The following is a 16,982-nucleotide window of genomic DNA, read 5'->3' as shown; positions in this document are numbered from 1 at the left end:
AGGTGCAACAAAATGTCTCGAGTAGGTAAAAAACCAATAGAGGTTCCTGCAGATGTTACTGTTACAGTTAGCGCTGATAATACAGTAGTAGTAAAAGGACCAAAAGGTGAATTAACAAATTCTTTTAACCAAGATATTAAAATTGAGCAAGAAGGTAATATAATTACTTTAGTACGTCCTTCAGAGTCTAAAGATCACCGTACAATCCACGGTACAACACGTGCTTTATTAGCAAATATGGTCACTGGTGTATCTCAAGGATTCGAACGTGGACTTGAATTAGTTGGGGTAGGTTATCGTGCGCAACTACAAGGAACTAAACTTGTACTTAACGTAGGATACTCTCATCCAGTTGAATTCACACCTGAAGACGGAGTAGTAGTTGAAGTTCCTTCTAATACAAAAATTATCGTTCGCGGAATTAACAAAGAACGTGTTGGTGCTTTAGCATCTAACATTCGTCAAGTTCGTCCACCAGAGCCTTATAAAGGTAAAGGTATTCGTTACGAAGGCGAAGTTGTACGCCGCAAAGAAGGTAAAACAGGTAAATAATGCATTTCGCATTAGAAAGGAGTGACCACTGTGATTACGAAACAAGACAAAAATCAAGTTCGTAAGAAACGTCATGCACGTGTTCGTACAAAAATCACGGGTACTACTGAACGTCCTCGTTTAAATGTATTCCGTTCTAATAAACATATTTACGCACAACTTATCGATGATTCACAAGGTGTAACAATCGTAAGTGCGTCTACTATGGATAAAGACTTTAATGGTACAGCTGGAAATCTTGAAGCTGCTACATTAATCGGTGAAACTATCGCAAAACGCGCTGTTGAAAAGAACATCAAATCTGTTGTATTCGACCGTGGCGGTTACTTATATCATGGACGTGTTAAAGCGTTAGCTGAAGCTGCACGTGAAAACGGCTTAGAATTTTAAGAAGAAGGAGGGACATATTTCATGCGTGGTATTGACCCAAACAAACTTGAACTTGAAGAACGCGTAGTAACGATTAACCGTGTTGCTAAAGTTGTAAAAGGTGGACGTCGTTTCCGTTTTACTGCACTAGTAGTAGTAGGAGATAAAGACGGTCATGTTGGATTTGGTACTGGTAAAGCTCAAGAGGTTCCAGATGCAATCCGTAAAGCAGTTGAAGATGCAAAGAAAAACTTAGTAGAAGTACCAAGAGTTGGAGGAACTACACCTCACCAAATTATTGGTCGCTTCGGAGCTGGATCTGTTTTAGTTAAACCAGCTGCACCTGGTACAGGAGTTATCGCTGGTGGACCAGTTCGTGCGGTTCTAGAATTAGCAGGTATCACAGACATTCTTTCTAAATCACTTGGATCTAACACACCTATTAACATGGTTCGTGCTACAATTCAAGGTTTAACAGAACTAAAACGTGCTGAGGACGTTGCTAAATTACGTGGTAAATCAGTAGAAGAACTGTTAGGATAAGGGGGGAAATTGACAATGGCAACTAAATTAGAAATCACCCTTACTAAAAGCTTGATTGGTACAAAACCAAATCAACGCAAAACAGCTGAAGCCCTTGGATTACGTAAAATGCATCAAACAGTTGAGCACCAAGACAATGTTGCTATCCGCGGGATGGTTGGCAAAGTAGCTCACTTAGTAACTGTCAAAGAAATTTAAGGTTTATTTTAAGAATAAGGAGGTGCCACCATATGAAACTTCATGAGTTAAAACCAGCAGAAGGATCTCGTTCTACACGTAACCGCGTAGGTCGTGGTACCGGTTCTGGTAATGGTAAAACTGCAGGTAGAGGTCATAAAGGTCAAAATTCTCGTTCGGGCGGTGGAGTTCGTCCAGGATTTGAGGGCGGTCAAAACCCATTGTTCCGTCGTCTACCAAAACGTGGATTCACGAACATTAACCGTAAAGAATTTGCAATTGTGAACCTTGATACATTAAATCGTTTCGAAGAAGGCACAGAAATAACACCTGCTCTATTAATTGAAACAGGTGTTGTGAGTAATGAGAAATCTGGTATTAAGATTCTAGGTAATGGAACTCTTGATAAGAAACTATCTGTTAAAGCTCACAAATTTTCTGCGTCAGCTAAAGAAGCAATCGAGAATGCTGGCGGACAAACTGAGGTGGTTTAATGTTTCAGACAATCTCCAACTTTATGCGTGTGCGAGATATTCGAAATAAAATCATTTTTACTTTATTGATGTTAATCGTCTTTCGTCTTGGGACATTCGTTCCAGTACCTTACGTCGATGCAGATGTATTGAAGCAAACAGATCAATTAGGTTTGATTGGTTTCTTAAATACATTTGGTGGTGGAGCACTTGCTAACTTTTCTATTTTAGCAATGGGTATCATGCCATACATCACAGCTTCCATTATTGTTCAATTGTTGCAAATGGATGTTGTACCGAAGTTTACGGAGTGGGCTAAGCAAGGAGAAGTTGGAAGACGTAAACTTGCTCAATTCACACGTTACTTCACCATTGTTTTAGCTTTTATTCAAGCAATTGCAATGTCATATGGTTTTAACCGTATGTATGGCGGTTCTTTAATAAAAGAAGAAGGCATCCTAAATTACATTGTTATTGCAATTGTATTAACTGCAGGTACCGCATTTTTAATGTGGTTGGGAGAACAGATTACTGCAAAAGGTGTTGGTAATGGTATTTCTATTATTATCTTCGCTGGTATCGCAGCTGCTATTCCAAACGCAGTTAACCAAGTGTATGCGCAATTTATAGATGGTGCCGGAGAAGCATTATTTATCAATATCGTTATTGTCTTATTACTACTTTTGGCAATTATTGCTGTTACGGTTGGAGTCATTTATGTTCAACAAGCGTTGCGTAAAATACCAATCCAATATGCAAAACGTGTTGCTGGCACAGCCCAAACGGGTGGTCAACAAACGCACTTGCCTTTAAAAGTAAATGCAGCGGGAGTAATTCCGGTAATCTTTGCCTCTGCTTTTCTTATGGCACCTCAGTCACTTGTTTTGTTTTTCGGACAGAATAGTACGACTGATTTCATAACGAGAGCATTAGATTATACACAACCTATTGGTATGATTATTTACATTGCTTTAATTGTTGCGTTTACCTACTTCTATGCTTTCATTCAAGTGAATCCAGAAAATGTAGCGGACAATTTGAAAAAGCAAGGTGCGTATATTCCGGGGATTCGTCCAGGTATAAACACACAAAATTATTTGACTAGCGTATTATATCGCTTAACTTTTATCGGCGCTATCTTCTTAGCATTAATTTCTATTATGCCTCTACTATTTGTTAAGTTTGCGGGGCTACCGCAATCAGCGCAAATTGGTGGAACCAGCTTACTTATTGTTGTTGGGGTTGCGTTAGAGTCGATGAAACAATTGGAATCACAATTAGTTAAACGTCACTATAAAGGCTTTATGAAATAATATGGTTTTTAGGAACGGTTTATGTTCCTAAAAATCTATAAATAGTCCTCAGGGGGTATTTTCGTATGAATATCGTTTTAATGGGTCTGCCGGGTGCTGGTAAAGGTACGCAAGCAGATAAAATTGTTGAGAAGTACGCAATCCCTCATATTTCTACAGGCGATATGTTTCGTGCAGCTATTAAAGATGGTACGGAGCTTGGTTTAAAAGCAAAATCGTTTATGGATCAAGGTGCACTAGTACCAGATGAAGTAACGATTGGCATCGTTCGCGACAGATTAAGCAAGCCAGACTGTGAAAAAGGATTCCTACTTGATGGTTTTCCTCGTACTGTACCGCAAGCAGAAGCACTTGATGCTTTACTTACGGATCTTGGGAAATCAATTGAGCATGTGCTTAACATTCAAGTAGAACAAGATGAATTGATCAGACGACTAACTGGACGCCGTATTTGTAAAGTATGTGGAACTGCTTATCATTTAGTCTTTAACCCACCTACTACTGATGGGGTATGTGACAAAGATGGTGGAGAGCTCTATCAACGTGCGGATGATAATCCGGAAACGGTAACTAACCGTCTGGAAGTAAATATGAAGCAAACACAACCTTTGCTTGACTTTTATGACAACAAAGGTGTTTTAACAAATATAGATGGACAGCAAGATATTACAAAAGTATTTGCTGATCTAGATGCTCTGTTACAGGGCAACCGCATCTAATAGCCCGGTGCCTGTCGCAGACGACTGAATACCCGGGCACTATGCATAAGAACGAAGACGTTTTTTTTCGAGAGCTGCAAAAGCATATTGCGCCCGGTATACGAACTGGATGAATTGAAATGCATCCATAACGAGGACCCCCTAGTCCACGTGCATTTTAACTTCTGAAAGGGTATAATGGGTTTCGTGGAAGCATCTATGTAACGAACGGGTACTATGGAACTCATCCAACACATTCGTACGAACATGTTGACATGAGGGAGACGGGTTTCTACCAGTCAGTCTACTCCGTGGATTGCAAAAAGCGAAACCTTACGAGTGTCTTTCGAACATCTCTCATGATTTCCAAACATATGCTTGATCGAATAGTTTCGTTCTATTTGAGGCTATACTAAAGCAAATTACGTTTGAGTAGTGATGAGAACCTGATTTGTATATAGAAGGGAGACAGGGTTGATGGCGAAAGATGATGTAATTGAAGTCGAAGGAACAGTTGTTGAGACTTTGCCAAACGCGATGTTTAAGGTAGAATTAGAAAACGGTCATACGATACTTGCGCATGTATCGGGTAAAATTCGTATGCACTTTATCCGCATTTTACCTGGAGATAAAGTCACAATTGAACTTTCTCCTTACGATTTAACTCGCGGTCGTATCACGTACCGTTTTAAATAATCTTTTGCACTCCGGACTACTAAGGAGGTTGGGTTAGATGAAAGTGAGACCATCTGTGAAGCCGATCTGCGAAAAATGTAAAGTAATTCGCCGACGCGGTAAAGTAATGGTAATCTGTGAAAATCCTAAACACAAACAAAGACAAGGATAATTAGAAGGAGGTGCACGACACATATGGCACGTATTGCTGGTGTTGACATTCCACGCGATAAACGCGTTGTTATTGCATTAACATACATTTTCGGAATTGGTAAAACTACTGCACAAAAAGTACTAGTAGAAGCTGGTATTTCTGAATCGACACGAGTTCGTGATCTAACAGAAGACGAGTTAAACAAAATCCGTGAACAAATCGGTGTATACAAAGTAGAAGGTGACCTTCGTCGTGAAGTATCACTAAACATTAAACGTTTGATGGAAATCGGATCTTTCCGTGGTATCCGTCACCGTCGCGGCTTACCTGTACGCGGACAAAACACGAAGAACAATGCACGTACTCGTAAAGGTCCACGTAAAACAGTCGCTAACAAGAAAAAATAATCGGTAAAGGAGGTTTCTTCTTAACATGGCACGTAAACAACAAACACGTAAGCGTCGTGTGAAAAAGAATATCGAATCCGGTATTGCTCACATTCGCTCAACATTTAATAACACAATTGTGACTATCACAGACATGCAAGGTAATGCACTTTCTTGGTCAAGTGCTGGAGCTCTTGGATTCAGAGGTTCTCGTAAATCTACTCCATTCGCTGCACAAATGGCTGCAGAAACTGCTGCAAAAACGTCTATGGAACATGGTCTTAAAACTTTAGAAGTAACGGTTAAAGGTCCTGGTGCTGGACGTGAAGCGGCTATCCGCGCACTTCAAGCTGCAGGTCTAGAAGTTACAGCTATTAAAGACGTAACACCAGTACCACATAATGGTTGTCGTCCACCAAAACGTCGTCGCGTGTAAAAGGTGCAACTCAACACGTTTGAGAACATCATTTATTGTACAGACTGAGGTTGTTCAAATAAGCAACCAGTTATACGATCGAATTCATGATGGAAAGAACCTATACATTCGATGTTTTGAGGGAGGGTAAATTGGAATGATCGAAATCGAAAAACCAAAGATTGAAAGTGTAGAAATCAGCGAAAATACCAAGTTTGGTAAATTTGTTGTAGAACCGCTAGAACGTGGCTATGGAAATACTTTGGGTAATTCTTTACGTCGTATCCTTCTGTCTTCTTTACCAGGAGCTGCAGTTACTTCTATTCAAATTGATGGCGTTTTACATGAGTTTTCAACTATTGAAGGCGTAGTGGAAGATGTTGCATCTATTATTATGAATGTGAAAAAGCTAGCTTTGAAAATCTACTCTGATGAAGAAAAAGTCATTGAGATTGATGTAAAAGGAGAAGGAACGATAACAGCTGCTGACATTACACATGACAGTGATGTTGAGATATTAAATCCAGAACTCTATATTGCAACTATCGGCAAAAATGGTCATTTCCGTATGCGTATGTACGCAGGTCGTGGCCGTGGCTACACTCCTGCTGATCAAAACAAACGTGAGGATCTTCCTATCGGCGTAATCCCGATCGACTCTATTTATACTCCAGTTTCACGCGTTAATTTTCAAGTGGAGAATACTCGTGTTGGGCAATCGTCTAACTACGACAAATTAACTCTTGATGTGTGGACAGATGGCAGCACCGGTCCTAAAGAGGCGATTTCGCTTGGAGCTAAAATTTTAACAGAGCACTTGAACATTTTCGTAGGGATGACAGACGAGGCACAAACTGCTGAAATCATGGTCGAAAAAGAAGAAGATCAAAAAGAGAAAGTATTAGAGATGACTATCGAAGAGCTTGATCTTTCTGTTCGTTCTTATAATTGCTTAAAACGCGCTGGTATTAATACTGTACTTGAGCTTGCAAGCAAATCAGAAGACGACATGATGAAAGTAAGAAACCTAGGACGTAAATCTTTAGAAGAAGTAAGAGCGAAGTTAGATGAGCTTGGCTTAGGATTACGTAAAGAAGACTAAGCGACTTTTGATATAGCTAGATTTGAACTATTCACCAAAGGAGGGAAACATCCATGGGTTACAGAAAACTTGGACGTACAAGTTCTCAACGTAAAGCGATGTTACGTGACTTAACAACAGACTTAATCATTAACGAGCGTATTCAAACAACTGAAGCACGCGCGAAAGAATTACGTTCTGTCGTTGAAAAAATGATCACTTTAGGTAAACGCGGAGATTTACATGCACGTCGTTTAGCTGCATCTTACATTCGTCGTGAAGTAGCAACTTCTACTGATGAAGAAGGTAATGAAACAACAGTATTTGCATTGCAAAAGTTGTTTGATGATGTAGCACCACGTTATGCAGATCGTCAAGGCGGATATACTCGTATTATGAAAGTTGGACCTCGTCGCGGAGACGGAGCACCAGTTGTAGTAATAGAGTTAGTTTAATTTGATAGGTGTTTATACGCCTGTCCTATTTAACTTGAAAAGTTGAAGAGGGAAGTTGGTATTTCTAACCTCCCTCTTCTTTTTTCAAACAGATTTATACGACATTATAAAAGCAGAGTGTTACGATGAGCGGACTTAATAAGTTGCGTCTCGTCTAGCTCTACGCACCTCATTTTCGGATTGGTCTTGAGCAGCCAATCTTGAAATAAGTTATAGAAGAGCGCATTTCTCTAAATGAGGTGCGCGCTTTTTTAATTTGTCGTAATATAGTGTAAAGAGTATTAGTTTAGCTGAGATGAGCTAGAGGAGGTAAAGGATGAAACGCGAAATTATTTCTTTACAAGAAGTAACTTTTACATATACAGAAGAAGATGAAAGCATACGGCCTGCTGTAAATAATGTATCCTATACAGTTTACGAAGGAGAATGGGTTGCGATTGTCGGTCATAACGGGTCAGGAAAATCGACGCTTGCACGTTTAATGAATGGTCTTCTATTTCCTCAGACGGGAAAGGTACGAGTTTTTGGAGAGGCTTTAGACGAACAAAGTTTATGGGATACACGCTCACAAATGGGAATGGTTTTTCAAAATCCGGATAACCAATTTGTGGGGGCAACCGTGCAAGATGATGTTGCATTTGCATTAGAAAATAACGGAGTCCCTTTTGAGGAAATGGTAGAACGAGTAAAACAGTCATTAGTAAAAGTGAAGATGAACGACTTTATGAATAGTGAGCCACATCATTTATCAGGTGGGCAAAAACAACGTGTTGCTATTGCTGGAGCTATTGCTTTGCAGCCTAAAATTTTATTGTTAGACGAAGCGACCTCTATGTTAGACCCACAAGGTAGGGAAGAAGTACTTTCTACGGTACGACAGCTTAGAGCAGAGACAGATTTGACTGTTATATCCATTACACATGATTTGGAAGAAGCTTTGCTTGCTGATCGCGTCATTATGATGAATCAAGGGAACAAATATGCAGAAGGAACGCCCGAAGAGATTTTCCAACGTGGACAAGAGTTAGTCGATTTAGGATTAGATCTTCCTTTTGCGATGAACATTTCTAGGTTATTAAAGAAACAAGGAATTACATTAGTAGCAGAACATATGTCAGAAGAAGAATTGGTGAATGATTTATGGACATCACACTTCAACAAGTAAGTTACGCCTATGCGAAAAATACCCCATTTGAAAAAAGGGCACTTTTTGATGTAGATCTACATATCCCTTCTGGATCGTATCAAGCGATTATTGGGCATACTGGTTCAGGTAAGTCAACTGTTTTGCAGCATTTGAATGCTTTATTAAAGCCGACGGAAGGTACCATTAAAATTGGTGATGTGGAAGTTAAGGCAGAGAAGAGAAATAAGCAGCTTCGAAAAGTAAGACAAAAAGTGGGTATCGTATTTCAATTTCCAGAGCATCAATTATTTGATGAAACGGTTTTGAAAGATATTATGTTTGGTCCTATGAATTTTGGAGTGCCGGAAGAAGAAGCGAAACACCGCGCCATTGAACTAGTAAATTTACTTGGCCTACCGGATGAAGTATTGGAAAAATCACCTTTTGATTTATCAGGAGGGCAAATGAGACGTGTCGCAATTGCGGGAGTTCTTGCGATGAATCCGGAAGTGTTAGTATTAGATGAGCCAACAGCAGGTTTAGATCCAAGAGGTAGAAAAGAAATAATGGATTTGTTTTATCGTCTTCACAAAGAAAAAGGATTAACGACAGTATTAGTGACACATAGTATGGAAGATGCTGCGAGATACGCTGATCGTATTGCTATTATGCATGATGGTAAATGTGTATTAGCAGGAACACCACAAGAAATTTTCTCTGATGAAGGTCGTTTGATGGATTATCGTTTAGAACTCCCTCAGAGTATCAAGTTTCAGAAAAAGGTAGAACAAATGATGGGGAAGAAGTTACCTGTTCTTTGTTTAACAGAAGAGATGTTAGCAGAAGAGCTTGCGCTATTTTTGAAGAAGGAGCGTGAGTTATAATGCTAGAGAAAATGATATTTGGTCGATTTATACCGGGGGATTCATTTATTCATAGGTTAGATGCACGCGCTAAGTTGATTTTTGTGTTTTTATTTATTGCGGTTGTTTTTATCGCAAATAACTGGATTACATACGGAATTTTAGTTGCGTTTATATTTTTGATTATTCGAATGTCTAGAATTAGACTTTACTTTTTGATCAATGGGTTGAAGCCTGTCGTCATTTTAATCATTTTTACTTTTTTATTGCATTTATTTTTTACACGAGAAGGTGCAATTATATTTGAATGGAAGTTTGTAAAGATTTATGAAGAAGGATTGCGACAAGGGATTTTCATTTCCATCCGCTTTTTTGTCCTTGTTATTTTAACATCTATTTTAACACTCACTACGACCCCTATTTCGATTACGGATGCATTAGAAACATTATTGAATCCATTGAAGAAATGGAAGCTTCCCGTACATGAATTAGCGCTTATGATGTCTATCTCGTTAAGATTTATCCCAACTTTAATGGATGAGACAGATAAAATTATGAAGGCACAAATGGCGAGAGGTTCGGATATGACAACTGGTAGTATGAAAGAAAGAATGAATGCGATTGTTCCGCTACTAATTCCTTTGTTTGTTAGTGCATTTAAAAGGGCCGAAGATTTGGCGACTGCTATGGAAGTACGAGGTTATAAAGGTGGAGAAGGAAGAACGAGATATCGTAAATTAGAATGGGCAACAAAAGATACGGTTATCATCGTTACTCTCCTAATATTAGCGATCGTTCTAGTCTATTTTAGATCGTAATCGGAGGTGTATGCCATGAGGCTACGTGCAATTATTAGCTATGATGGTAGTGCGTTTTCAGGTTATCAAGTGCAACCGGGGAAACGAACCGTTCAGTTGGAGTTAGAGCGTGTGTTACAGATAATGCATAAAGGAACTATTGTGAAAGTGGTTGCTAGTGGAAGAACGGATGCTGGTGTACATGCAACAGGACAAGTTATCCATTTTGATAGTCCACTTACATTGCCGATGGACCGTTGGAGAACGGCATTAAATGTACAACTTCCAGGAGATATTCGTGTGTTATTGGTGGAACAAGTGCAGGAAGAATTTCACGCAAGATATGATGCAGTTGGAAAAACGTATCGGTATATTTGGTCGTTGAATGAAGTGCATAGTCCGTTTGAACGCAACTATAGCGTGCATGTGGAACGGTATAAACCGAATATTGAGTGGATGAGAGAGGCATCTGTATATTTGCTTGGAACGCATGATTTTTCAAGTTTTTGTGCATCTAATACGAGTGTGAAGGACTTTGTAAGAACGATCCATTCGATTCGTTTGGAAGTGGATAAAGAGATGAATCAGCTTCAAATGGAGATTAGCGGGAATGGGTTTTTATATAATATGGTTCGAATTATCGCAGGAACTTTGTGGGAAATTGGAATCGGAAAAAAAAGTGTAGAGGACGTACCTGAAATCTTGCAGTCATGCAATCGGAAAAATGCTGGAAAAACAGCGCCAGCACACGGTTTATACCTAGAAAAAGTAGCCTATTTACAATGAAGCAACCTTTCCTGGTGTTTTTCATAAAACACTTGACTAAATGACGTATTCGGGTTAAGATGATGTATGGTATTTTCATTACCCCCACAATATAAGCCCCGAAACTTATTGTTATGAGGATATAGAAAATTTTAGATCGATTATGATTGAATTAGGAGGACAAAATACATGCGTACAACATTCATGGCTAAAGGTCACGAAGTAGAACGTAAATGGTTAGTAGTAGACGCTGAAGGCCAAACTCTTGGTCGTCTAGCTTCAGAAGTTGCAGCTATTTTACGTGGTAAAAACAAACCAACATTTACACCAAACGTTGATACAGGTGATTACGTGATCATTATCAATGCAGAAAAAATTCATTTAACTGGGAACAAGTTAAATGATAAAATTTACTACCGTCACACACAATACACTGGTGGACTTAAACAACGTACTGCTTTAGAAATGCGTACTAAGTACCCAACGAGAATGATCGAATTAGCAATCAAAGGAATGCTTCCTAAAAACTCTTTAGGACGTCAAATGTTTTCTAAACTAAACGTTTACGCTGGAGCAGAGCATCCACACGCAGCACAACAACCAGAAGCATATGAGCTTCGCGGATAATAAATTAGAGGAGGACATACACTTGGCACAAGTTCAATATATCGGCACTGGTCGCCGTAAAAGTTCAGTAGCACGCGTACGTTTAGTACCGGGCGAAGGAAAAATTATTATCAACAAACGTGACGTAGAAGATTACGTACCATATGAAACTTTACGTGAAGTTATTAAACAACCATTAGTAACTACTCAAACTTTAGGTAGCTACGATATTCATGTAAATGTTAATGGTGGTGGATTCACAGGTCAAGCAGGAGCAATCCGTCACGGTATTGCACGTGCATTACTTACAGTAGACCCTGATTTCCGTTCAGCATTAAAATCTGCAGGATTCTTAACACGTGACCCACGTATGAAAGAACGTAAAAAACCAGGACTTAAAGGCGCTCGTCGTGCACCTCAGTTCTCAAAACGTTAATTTTATATTATCAGTTCAAAGCACTTCCCGAAAATTATTGGGAAGTGCTTTTTTTAGTTATCAAAAGGAGGAAAACAAATGGAGTTGTTCAATATGATCAAAAATGAGAAAAATTATTGTTTAGTCGATCAAGTGAAGTTAACAGAAGATTATAAAGAAGCATGTACAAAAATTATGAAGGATTACGAGGAAGAGCAAATTGACTATTTGTCAATACTAATGGCCGAGGCGTCTGGTTACTAGCAATTGGATTTAGAAGGATTTCTACTATTGTGGAGTACACGAAGCATTTAGAAGACGAGAACGAATTGGAAGGAAATCTTTTATTTCATTCATTAGCAGAAGGTTTAATGACAGATGAGGAATTTGCGGAAGCATATGAATAGCCAATCGAGCAAGTGATGACTTCCATAAGTAATGAGTTAGGGGAAGACTGGAGAAGTAATTGCTACTATTTTTTAAAAGGTCGAAAATTAGTTGGAATAAGTATTCCACATATTGAGATAGGAACAAAAGAGGAAGGAAGGATGTTCTACTTTGGCGTTGTTCCAGAAATGCGTGGGATGGGTCTAGGCACAGAAATACACAAAATTACACTTGCGCAAATGATGAACATAAAAGCTACATATTATGTTGGAAGTACAGATGAAAGCAACGAGCATATGATGCAAATATTTAAGAAAAACGGCTGCGTATTAAGAGATTAAAAAGGAATCTACTGAATCGAAAATGACTAACTAAAAGCTATCATACTCTTTGTCCCTTCTACGTATAATGAGTGAAAAAGGAGCGGTGAACCTGAAAAAGTGGATAATCATCTTCGTATTGTTTTTAATATCTTTGCTTGCCGTTATTTATGGAACGAAGGCAAGTGACACTGGTTTTTTCCTGCCAAATCCGTTAAGTGGTGTAAAAATTGTCATTGATCCTGGGCACGGGGGAATAGATGGTGGTGCAAGTTATGGGGAAGTAGTGGAGCGTGATATTACACTAGCTATGTCACTAAAATTAGAGAAAAAGCTAAAAGCACAAGGAGCTACAGTCGTCATGACGCGTACGAAAGAAGGAGATGCAGTAGCAGAACATAATCCGGATGAAGACTTTCCGACAACTCGTGCTAGAAAGCGGGCAGATTTACTCCTTCGGGAAGAAATTATGAACAATTCTGAAGCTGATCTTGTCCTTAGCTTACATGTGAATGCAGTGCCTGAAGAAAGATGGCGTGGTGCACAAGTATTTTATCATGCGGAAGGTCACGATGGAGGAGAACTTTTAGCCAAGTCCATTCAAGGTTCCATTAGAGAAAGAATAGGCAATACGGAAAGAGAAGCACTTGCTATTAAACAGGTGTATATTTTGAAAAAAGCAAAGGCACCGGCAGTGTTAGTGGAAACAGGCTTTATAAGTAACAATGAAGAGCGAGAATTACTGCAATCGGATAAATACCAAAATGAAATGGTTGATGCCATTTCAGCTGGAGTACTCCGTTTTGTAGAAGACAATATCTACTAAGCTAATGTTTGGGAATGTAGACACTCGTATATGGTATACTATATTGCGAATAGTTAACTAAAGGGGAGTGTCTACAGATGATTAATGAACAACAAGTTCGTGCGTTACTTGGCGAATTAAATGATCCATTTTTACATAGAACTTTAGAAGAAACCAACGGAATATCCACAGTTTCCATAAAAGAAGAAAAAAATCATGTCAGTGTCAAACTAGCGATTGCCAAAATAAATTCTGCAGAGCAAATGCAACTACAAAGTAAAGTTGTAGAAGTATTGAAAAATGCAGGAGCAGCAACAGTAGGTATCCGCTTTGAAGAGTTACCAAAAGAAGCATTAGAGCAGTTCCGCGGGAAAGCAAAAGAAAGTGACAGCGAGAGCATTCTTTCCCCTAATAGCAAAGTAAAGATCATCTCTATTGCTTCTGGTAAGGGGGGAGTTGGTAAATCCACTGTATCGGTTAACTTAGCTGTAGCACTTGCACGTCTAGGCAAAAAGGTTGGACTAGTAGATGCAGACATTTATGGATTTAGTGTGCCAGATATGATGGGTGTAAAAGATACCCCACAAATAAAAGATGACCGTATTATTCCAGTAGAACGCAAAGGGGTAAAAGTGATCTCTATGGGGTTCTTCGTTGAAAATAATACACCAGTCGTATGGCGTGGTCCAATGCTTGGGAAAGTATTAGATCAATTTTTCAAAGATGTCGAGTGGGGAGAGTTAGATTTCTTACTTTTAGATTTACCGCCAGGCACTGGAGATGTTGCATTAGACATTCATCAAATGTTACCGGCTTCCAAAGAGATTGTAGTAACAACACCGCATCCAACAGCTGCTTTCGTTGCGGCAAGAGCAGGTGCAATGGCACTTCAAACAGATCATGAAATACTTGGAGTTATTGAAAATATGTCTTGGTATGAAGCGAAATCTACAGGAGAGCGTGAATTTGTATTCGGTAAAGGTGGAGGTCCGAAGCTTGCGGACGAACTACGTACAGAATTACTTGGTCAACTTCCATTAGGACAGCCGGATTGGAATGACATCGATTTTGCACCTTCTGTATATGCTGAAACGCATGAAACAGGGAAAACTTATTTAGAAATTGCACAAAAAGTAATCGAAAAAGCATAAGAAAAGGCCGTTTCCACAAGGGGAGCGGCCTTATTTTTCCGTTTCTTGTTTCTTCTCATCAGGAGAACCCGATTGCCCTTTGGATCCGCCGCCACTTTCTTTTTGTGTACCGGCTTCTTCTACTAGTTTTTGCCACTTTGTTTGTAATGAAGGACTTTGAATCGTTTCTTCTACAACCTTTTGCATCTCTTTCCTCATATCACTGGATTGCAGCACTTTCCCTAATTCTTTTTTCATGTCAGCAGAGCCAAAAAAGCTTTCCAAGTCTTGTAAATAAGTGGGGTCCTTCATTAGTGCTTTCATAAGTTCTTCTTGTTGCTTCACCATACTTTTTGCCATTGTCTCCGAAAATTTAGGATCTTGGTATACTTCCTTCCAAAATTCTTCTGCTTTTTTTGATAACATTGTTTCTTCAACGGATTTCTTTACTTGCTCACTGTCAATTACTAGCAGCTCTTTAAATTGTGGATCGTCTAGAAGCGTTCGAATAGCCTTTTTACCATCTTCTGTTTGCAACGCATCTATGAGCATTTTTTTATTTTCCTCATAAGAGGGAGGAGCAGGAGAACCGCTACAACCAGCAAGAAGCCCAAGACATAATAAAATAAGCGCAAAATACTTCATAATCGTCACCGTCCTTTCAATTATTGTTCACATTTGTTTCAGAAATATGTATAGTAACTAGGAAGAAATAGATTTTTGGGTAAATGGTTGTTACAATTTAAAGGGGAAGAAATAGAAAAGTTGGAGGAAATTTTGCTGTGACTATACGAAATTGGTTTAAATTTTTTCTAAATGCCATGTTGATCGGTGGAGTCATTACCGGTATTTTTGGTTTATTTATACGGTGGGATGATGCTTTTGCGAAATATTTTGAGACAGGTCAATGGGGTGAATTTTTTGCCGCTTTTGCTTTTATGATCGTTATGGGCTTTACAGTAAGCGTGATTGCACAAATGGGTTATTTTGCTTACTTAACGATTCATCAAATGGGTGTTAATATTTTTAAGACGCTTACACTTTGGAATTGGGTTCAATTACTCATTATTGTGATTGTTATTTTTGATTTAATCATGTTCCGCTTCCGCCCAAATGCAGAAACGGCTGAACAAATTTGGCTGTATGTTATTTTACTTGCGATATTAATAATAACGGCTATAGTAGTTGCCATTGCAAAAGCGAATATGACCAAAAAACATACTCTTATTTCTGCATTGTTTTTTATGATTGTTGTATCCACACTTGAATGGTTACCAGTTTTAATGGTACGAGCAGATAATGTGGATAGTTGGGTGACATTATTATTATTCCCAATTCTTGCGGTAAATGCTTACCAATTATTAGCTTTGCCAAAATACAATGCAAAATCAGACGTGGATCGCTTGAAATTAGAAGCACGCAGAAAAAAGAGAAGAGAAGCTGCTGCTAAGACAAATTAAATGAAAACCGCCATGACGAATGATTGTCATGGCGGTTTTTTTGCAACACTGGCATATGCATTCTATTCAGGGAACGTTTTTGTATTCATCTTTAAACCGAATATATTTTGTTCGATAGGTAAAAATGATTGAGACTTTAAAAGTTTTGTGAGTTGCTTTATATCAACCCGTTCTTCTTGATGAAGTGGTACGGAAAGGACATCTCCTTTTGTGAGCACAGGAACTTCTTCATCCCAATACTTACTGGAACTAAGTAGATTTACTTCCTGCTGCCAAGCAACTTCTTGTACCTCCACTGGGAATTGATAATCCTTCGTCCGAAACCAAAGTGGTTTTTCGCCCATTACTTTCTCAAAGTGATCCACTTCTTTTTGAAATAAAGCAGGATCCTCTATATAAATTGCACCATCCTGACCTAAAAGCCCAATCGGAATATGTTTATCTTGCATAGTCTTTATTATGGGCGCAGATCGTTCCATCCACTCTGTGCTTATAAAAAAATGTGGATAAGGTGCTTTTAAATCTTTTAGCAAGGTTTCGATTTCCTCTTTTCCAAAAGTTAAATCGATGGTAACTGTTTTTCCATAAGTTCCTTTAGAAATAACAGTTGGTTTTTCTGTTAATTGAAAAACAGGTAGTATAGAGGGGTAATTTCTTGGAACGATGAAAAACAGGGTGATTAATATTGTGAATGAACCAACTAACAATAGCGTTCTTTTCAAAGTAACACGCACCTTTTCAAATCATTTTAATAAACTTTATGTTTTAGTGTTGACATTCATGTTAAAACGATGTTAAGATACAAAGGTCGCCAAAACAAACGACAACTTAAACAACATGAACATTGAAAACTGAACATGCAAAACGTTAAGAAATATAGCTTGACGGACTAATTTATTTTAGTCTAATAGCAAAACAATTATGACATCATTTAATGATGATGCCAGCAAAACAAAATGAGCTTTTTAAGTTCTCTATTATGGAGAGTTTGATCCTGGCTCAGGACGAACGCTGGCG

26 protein-coding genes are annotated in these 16,982 nt (G+C 38.7%); 24 read left to right on the top strand and 2 right to left on the bottom strand.

Translation table 11 applies throughout. The annotated features are described in order from the left end of the window. The first annotated feature begins 12 nt into the window (after positions 1-12). From rplF to BMZ04_RS17600, 23 genes are all read left to right on the top strand, one after another. The gene (gene rplF, locus BMZ04_RS17705) at positions 13-552 is read left to right on the top strand and encodes a 50S ribosomal protein L6 (RefSeq protein ID WP_093274730.1); all 540 of its coding nucleotides are present in this window, start codon (positions 13-15) and stop codon (positions 550-552) included. A gap of 30 nt (positions 553-582) precedes the next feature. Then, positions 583-942 carry a 50S ribosomal protein L18 gene (gene rplR, locus BMZ04_RS17700; protein WP_093274725.1) on the top strand — a complete coding sequence of 120 codons (360 nt, stop codon included), beginning with the start codon at positions 583-585 and terminating at the stop codon, positions 940-942. Between the two features lie 21 nt (positions 943-963). Next, on the top strand, positions 964-1,464 hold the full coding sequence (rpsE, locus tag BMZ04_RS17695; protein ID WP_093274720.1) for a 30S ribosomal protein S5: 501 nt from the start codon (positions 964-966) through the stop codon (positions 1,462-1,464). 15 nt (positions 1,465-1,479) lie between these two features. Continuing rightward, positions 1,480-1,662 (top strand): 50S ribosomal protein L30, encoded by a 183-nt coding sequence (gene rpmD, locus BMZ04_RS17690; protein ID WP_093274716.1) that lies wholly within the window; start codon positions 1,480-1,482, stop codon positions 1,660-1,662. 32 nt (positions 1,663-1,694) lie between these two features. After that, positions 1,695-2,135, top strand: coding sequence for a 50S ribosomal protein L15 (gene rplO, locus BMZ04_RS17685; protein WP_093274713.1), 441 nt, complete (start codon positions 1,695-1,697; stop codon positions 2,133-2,135). Continuing rightward, positions 2,135-3,427 (top strand): preprotein translocase subunit SecY, encoded by a 1,293-nt coding sequence (gene secY, locus BMZ04_RS17680; RefSeq protein ID WP_093274708.1) that lies wholly within the window; start codon positions 2,135-2,137, stop codon positions 3,425-3,427. The genes rplO and secY overlap by 1 nt, the downstream gene beginning before the upstream one ends. 65 nt (positions 3,428-3,492) lie before the next feature. After that, positions 3,493-4,146, top strand: coding sequence for an adenylate kinase (locus BMZ04_RS17675; RefSeq protein ID WP_093274705.1), 654 nt, complete (start codon positions 3,493-3,495; stop codon positions 4,144-4,146). A gap of 456 nt (positions 4,147-4,602) precedes the next feature. Further along, positions 4,603-4,821, top strand: coding sequence for a translation initiation factor IF-1 (gene infA / locus BMZ04_RS17670; RefSeq protein ID WP_016429904.1), 219 nt, complete (start codon positions 4,603-4,605; stop codon positions 4,819-4,821). Between the two features lie 37 nt (positions 4,822-4,858). Further along, positions 4,859-4,972, top strand: coding sequence for a 50S ribosomal protein L36 (gene rpmJ / locus BMZ04_RS17665; protein WP_003247619.1), 114 nt, complete (start codon positions 4,859-4,861; stop codon positions 4,970-4,972). Between the two features lie 23 nt (positions 4,973-4,995). After that, positions 4,996-5,361: a 30S ribosomal protein S13 gene (gene rpsM / locus BMZ04_RS17660; protein ID WP_093274701.1), complete on the top strand. Its 366-nt coding sequence runs from the start codon at positions 4,996-4,998 to the stop codon at positions 5,359-5,361. Positions 5,362-5,386: 25 nt separating this feature from the next. Then, entirely contained in the window at positions 5,387-5,776 is a 390-nt protein-coding gene (gene rpsK / locus BMZ04_RS17655) for a 30S ribosomal protein S11 (protein ID WP_053591340.1), read from the top strand. A 136-nt stretch (positions 5,777-5,912) separates the two neighbouring features. Further along, positions 5,913-6,857 carry a DNA-directed RNA polymerase subunit alpha gene (locus BMZ04_RS17650; RefSeq protein WP_093274697.1) on the top strand — a complete coding sequence of 315 codons (945 nt, stop codon included), beginning with the start codon at positions 5,913-5,915 and terminating at the stop codon, positions 6,855-6,857. Positions 6,858-6,910: 53 nt separating this feature from the next. Further along, positions 6,911-7,291: a 50S ribosomal protein L17 gene (rplQ, locus tag BMZ04_RS17645; RefSeq protein WP_093274692.1), complete on the top strand. Its 381-nt coding sequence runs from the start codon at positions 6,911-6,913 to the stop codon at positions 7,289-7,291. 316 nt (positions 7,292-7,607) lie between these two features. Then, positions 7,608-8,456 carry an energy-coupling factor ABC transporter ATP-binding protein gene (locus BMZ04_RS17640; protein ID WP_093274688.1) on the top strand — a complete coding sequence of 283 codons (849 nt, stop codon included), beginning with the start codon at positions 7,608-7,610 and terminating at the stop codon, positions 8,454-8,456. Next, positions 8,432-9,301, top strand: a complete 870-nt coding sequence (locus BMZ04_RS17635) for an energy-coupling factor ABC transporter ATP-binding protein (protein ID WP_093274685.1) — start codon at positions 8,432-8,434, stop codon at positions 9,299-9,301. Before BMZ04_RS17640 ends, BMZ04_RS17635 begins: the two co-directional genes overlap by 25 nt. Then, positions 9,301-10,098: an energy-coupling factor transporter transmembrane component T family protein gene (locus BMZ04_RS17630; RefSeq protein ID WP_093274682.1), complete on the top strand. Its 798-nt coding sequence runs from the start codon at positions 9,301-9,303 to the stop codon at positions 10,096-10,098. The genes BMZ04_RS17635 and BMZ04_RS17630 overlap by 1 nt, the downstream gene beginning before the upstream one ends. Before the next feature lie 15 nt (positions 10,099-10,113). Continuing rightward, positions 10,114-10,863, top strand: a complete 750-nt coding sequence (gene truA / locus BMZ04_RS17625; protein ID WP_093274679.1) for a tRNA pseudouridine(38-40) synthase TruA — start codon at positions 10,114-10,116, stop codon at positions 10,861-10,863. Between the two features lie 168 nt (positions 10,864-11,031). Beyond that, positions 11,032-11,469: a 50S ribosomal protein L13 gene (rplM, locus tag BMZ04_RS17620; RefSeq protein WP_093274676.1), complete on the top strand. Its 438-nt coding sequence runs from the start codon at positions 11,032-11,034 to the stop codon at positions 11,467-11,469. A 22-nt stretch (positions 11,470-11,491) separates the two neighbouring features. Next, positions 11,492-11,884, top strand: a complete 393-nt coding sequence (rpsI, locus tag BMZ04_RS17615; protein ID WP_093274671.1) for a 30S ribosomal protein S9 — start codon at positions 11,492-11,494, stop codon at positions 11,882-11,884. Positions 11,885-11,962: 78 nt separating this feature from the next. Next, the gene (locus BMZ04_RS22495) at positions 11,963-12,127 is read left to right on the top strand and encodes a hypothetical protein (protein ID WP_177184495.1); all 165 of its coding nucleotides are present in this window, start codon (positions 11,963-11,965) and stop codon (positions 12,125-12,127) included. A gap of 158 nt (positions 12,128-12,285) precedes the next feature. After that, positions 12,286-12,591: a GNAT family N-acetyltransferase gene (locus BMZ04_RS17610; protein WP_093274667.1), complete on the top strand. Its 306-nt coding sequence runs from the start codon at positions 12,286-12,288 to the stop codon at positions 12,589-12,591. Between the two features lie 91 nt (positions 12,592-12,682). Then, complete coding sequence (locus tag BMZ04_RS17605) at positions 12,683-13,396, top strand: N-acetylmuramoyl-L-alanine amidase (protein ID WP_093275525.1); 714 nt, start codon at positions 12,683-12,685, stop codon at positions 13,394-13,396. A gap of 77 nt (positions 13,397-13,473) precedes the next feature. Further along, positions 13,474-14,526, top strand: a complete 1,053-nt coding sequence (locus BMZ04_RS17600) for an Mrp/NBP35 family ATP-binding protein (RefSeq protein ID WP_093274664.1) — start codon at positions 13,474-13,476, stop codon at positions 14,524-14,526. A gap of 30 nt (positions 14,527-14,556) precedes the next feature. Here the strand turns inward: BMZ04_RS17600 and gerD are convergent, their stop codons facing one another. Next, positions 14,557-15,150: a spore germination lipoprotein GerD gene (gene gerD, locus BMZ04_RS17595; protein WP_093274661.1), complete on the bottom strand. Its 594-nt coding sequence runs from the start codon at positions 15,148-15,150 to the stop codon at positions 14,557-14,559. 137 nt (positions 15,151-15,287) lie between these two features. Between gerD and BMZ04_RS17590 the strand changes: the two genes are divergently transcribed. Further along, on the top strand, positions 15,288-15,965 hold the full coding sequence (locus BMZ04_RS17590; protein ID WP_093274658.1) for a KinB-signaling pathway activation protein: 678 nt from the start codon (positions 15,288-15,290) through the stop codon (positions 15,963-15,965). Between the two features lie 62 nt (positions 15,966-16,027). Here BMZ04_RS17590 and BMZ04_RS17585 read toward each other — a convergent pair whose 3' ends face one another. Continuing rightward, positions 16,028-16,687: a polysaccharide deacetylase family protein gene (locus BMZ04_RS17585; RefSeq protein WP_093274655.1), complete on the bottom strand. Its 660-nt coding sequence runs from the start codon at positions 16,685-16,687 to the stop codon at positions 16,028-16,030. Between the last annotated feature and the right edge of the window lie 295 nt (positions 16,688-16,982).

This window comes from Psychrobacillus sp. OK032 (assembly GCF_900111345.1).
Classification (GTDB): Bacteria; Bacillota; Bacilli; order Bacillales_A; family Planococcaceae; genus Psychrobacillus.
The sequence above is the reverse complement of the archived record's forward strand: the minus strand, read 5'-3'. Positions and strand labels throughout refer to the sequence as shown.

Bases quoted from the DNA above. Each gene is read 5' to 3' on its own strand.
- BMZ04_RS22495 (WP_177184495.1), top strand. From the start codon at position 11,963: ATGGAGTTGTTCAATATGATCAAAAATGAGAAAAATTATTGTTTAGTC.
- rplQ (WP_093274692.1), top strand. From the start codon at position 6,911: ATGGGTTACAGAAAACTTGGACGTACAAGTTCTCAACGTAAAGCGATG.
- BMZ04_RS17640 (WP_093274688.1), top strand. From the start codon at position 7,608: ATGAAACGCGAAATTATTTCTTTACAAGAAGTAACTTTTACATATACA.
- rpsE (WP_093274720.1), top strand. From the start codon at position 964: ATGCGTGGTATTGACCCAAACAAACTTGAACTTGAAGAACGCGTAGTA.
- rplF (WP_093274730.1), top strand. From the start codon at position 13: ATGTCTCGAGTAGGTAAAAAACCAATAGAGGTTCCTGCAGATGTTACT.
- BMZ04_RS17610 (WP_093274667.1), top strand. From the start codon at position 12,286: ATGACTTCCATAAGTAATGAGTTAGGGGAAGACTGGAGAAGTAATTGC.
- rplO (WP_093274713.1), top strand. From the start codon at position 1,695: ATGAAACTTCATGAGTTAAAACCAGCAGAAGGATCTCGTTCTACACGT.
- BMZ04_RS17630 (WP_093274682.1), top strand. From the start codon at position 9,301: ATGCTAGAGAAAATGATATTTGGTCGATTTATACCGGGGGATTCATTT.
- BMZ04_RS17600 (WP_093274664.1), top strand. From the start codon at position 13,474: ATGATTAATGAACAACAAGTTCGTGCGTTACTTGGCGAATTAAATGAT.
- truA (WP_093274679.1), top strand. From the start codon at position 10,114: ATGAGGCTACGTGCAATTATTAGCTATGATGGTAGTGCGTTTTCAGGT.
- rpsK (WP_053591340.1), top strand. From the start codon at position 5,387: ATGGCACGTAAACAACAAACACGTAAGCGTCGTGTGAAAAAGAATATC.
- BMZ04_RS17650 (WP_093274697.1), top strand. From the start codon at position 5,913: ATGATCGAAATCGAAAAACCAAAGATTGAAAGTGTAGAAATCAGCGAA.
- infA (WP_016429904.1), top strand. From the start codon at position 4,603: ATGGCGAAAGATGATGTAATTGAAGTCGAAGGAACAGTTGTTGAGACT.
- BMZ04_RS17675 (WP_093274705.1), top strand. From the start codon at position 3,493: ATGAATATCGTTTTAATGGGTCTGCCGGGTGCTGGTAAAGGTACGCAA.
- BMZ04_RS17635 (WP_093274685.1), top strand. From the start codon at position 8,432: ATGGACATCACACTTCAACAAGTAAGTTACGCCTATGCGAAAAATACC.
- gerD (WP_093274661.1), bottom strand. From the start codon at position 15,150: ATGAAGTATTTTGCGCTTATTTTATTATGTCTTGGGCTTCTTGCTGGT.
- secY (WP_093274708.1), top strand. From the start codon at position 2,135: ATGTTTCAGACAATCTCCAACTTTATGCGTGTGCGAGATATTCGAAAT.
- rpsM (WP_093274701.1), top strand. From the start codon at position 4,996: ATGGCACGTATTGCTGGTGTTGACATTCCACGCGATAAACGCGTTGTT.
- rplM (WP_093274676.1), top strand. From the start codon at position 11,032: ATGCGTACAACATTCATGGCTAAAGGTCACGAAGTAGAACGTAAATGG.
- rpmJ (WP_003247619.1), top strand. From the start codon at position 4,859: ATGAAAGTGAGACCATCTGTGAAGCCGATCTGCGAAAAATGTAAAGTA.
- rpmD (WP_093274716.1), top strand. From the start codon at position 1,480: ATGGCAACTAAATTAGAAATCACCCTTACTAAAAGCTTGATTGGTACA.